Origin of the sequence: Corynebacterium sp. HMSC08C04 (assembly GCF_001807495.1) — a bacterium.
Taxonomy (GTDB): domain Bacteria; phylum Actinomycetota; class Actinomycetes; order Mycobacteriales; family Mycobacteriaceae; genus Corynebacterium; species Corynebacterium simulans.
In genome coordinates this window covers 99453-100268 of the sequence record NZ_KV789215.1, presented here as the reverse complement: position 1 = coordinate 100268, position 816 = coordinate 99453, and the positions used below count along the sequence as shown (strand labels likewise).

1 protein-coding gene is annotated in these 816 nt (G+C 50.6%); it reads right to left on the bottom strand.

What is annotated here, in order from left to right:
• Nucleotides 1–63 precede the first annotated feature (63 nt).
• A complete protein-coding gene (locus HMPREF3169_RS07490; RefSeq protein ID WP_239239156.1) occupies nucleotides 64–498 on the bottom strand; it encodes a ParA family protein in 435 nt (144 codons plus the stop codon).
• Between the last annotated feature and the right edge of the window lie 318 nt (nucleotides 499–816).

Sequence of the window (816 nt, the reverse complement as noted above, 5' to 3'; positions counted from 1 at the left end):
TTGGGATGACTGTTTCAGCAAGCGCTGCAGTCTCATCACCCTCCAGCTCGGCATGGACTTCATCTAGAAGTTTTCCCTCCTGTCGACATTCGACAGAACAACTGCTGTTGGTGTCCCCATTTCTATTAGCCAAGAAAGCGTTACCTGAGTTCGATCAATATCCATCGGGGAAACACCAGTGGGAAGAAGGACTAAATCGGCAGCCTCGGCGCTTTCGGTTATGAAAGCTAAACCACCTGGAGGGGTATCGACTATAAGAAAGTCCGGATTGTTCCCCTTTCTGACAACTCCAGAGAAATCACTTGAGCTGTGGACAGATTCGATAGGAAATGGAAAATCCTTCACTTTGGTTGCCCATCGGGTAGCAGATTGCTGGGGATCGCCGTCTGCGATTGCAACGGTATACCCCATCTGCCGAATTGCCTCTGCGAGCATCACTGAAAGTGTGGTCTTCCCTGTCCCGCCCTTCGACTGAATCACGGAAATTACTCGAGTCATGACGCAAGAATAGCTTCAGGGATATTTTATCTAAGTAGCGACATGCGCATGTGTGTATATCATGCTATGTGGTCGATGGTCACTGATAGCAGTTAACCTAAAAGGGACTCTCTGCATGCACATATACAGATATGCGCATACTTCAAAGTTTAGCCGCTAAGCACCTACTGGAAGATGTTTCGGTTGCGGGCGCGCGTGAAGGCGGTATAGTTTTGGGTGTCCGCAACGCGCTTCCCCCGGCGCATAGCCGGACGGAAGGAAAACAAAAAGCCACGACTCCTGCACCCCGCAGGTGGCTTCTCCCCAGTGCTTCCAACG